This window comes from Streptomyces thermovulgaris (genome assembly GCF_002155915.1).
Taxonomy (GTDB): domain Bacteria; phylum Actinomycetota; class Actinomycetes; order Streptomycetales; family Streptomycetaceae; genus Streptomyces; species Streptomyces thermovulgaris.
The window spans coordinates 1-513 of the sequence record NZ_MUME01000529.1 but is presented as its reverse complement, the minus strand read 5'-3'; the positions used below and the strand labels follow the sequence as shown (position 1 = coordinate 513).

At 71.2% G+C, this 513-nt stretch carries 1 protein-coding gene; it reads right to left on the bottom strand.

The genetic code is table 11. The features are described 5' to 3' along the window. On the bottom strand, positions 1-344 hold a 344-nt coding region (locus CCN35_RS27080; protein WP_281254831.1), incomplete at its 3' end, for a biotin carboxylase N-terminal domain-containing protein. Between the last annotated feature and the right edge of the window lie 169 nt (positions 345-513).

The window sequence follows — 513 nt, the reverse complement described above, 5'->3', positions numbered from 1 at the left end:
GCCGCCACCGCGCGGGCCTTGTTCCCCGTCAGCTCCAGCGTCTCGGCGTCCGGGCCGATGAAGGTGATGCCCGCCTCCGCGCAGGCGCGGGCGAGTTCCGGGTTCTCGGACAGGAATCCGTAGCCGGGGTAGACGGCGTCCGCGCCNNCCTCCACGGAGAGGTAGGCGCGCACCGGGTGTCCGGGCTCGCCGATCTGGTACGCCTCGTCGGCCTTGAGCCGATGCAGGGAGTTGCGGTCCTCGTAGGGAAAGACCGCGACGGTTCGCGCGCCCAGTTCATAGCCGGCGCGAAAAGCGCGAATCGCGATTTCGCCGCGGTTGGCGACGAGCACCTTGCGGAACATTCTCCATCCCTTCGGCCTGCCGGTGGAAGGACCATGGTGTCGGGCATGCCCTCGTCACGCCATGTGAGGCGGGCCACTCCCCCGCATGTCCCGCGTGGATTCCCGGTTTCCCGCGGCACCGGCCGGTGAGCAGTGGCCGCGGAGTCCGGCGGCGGCCGGAGCGGCGGGC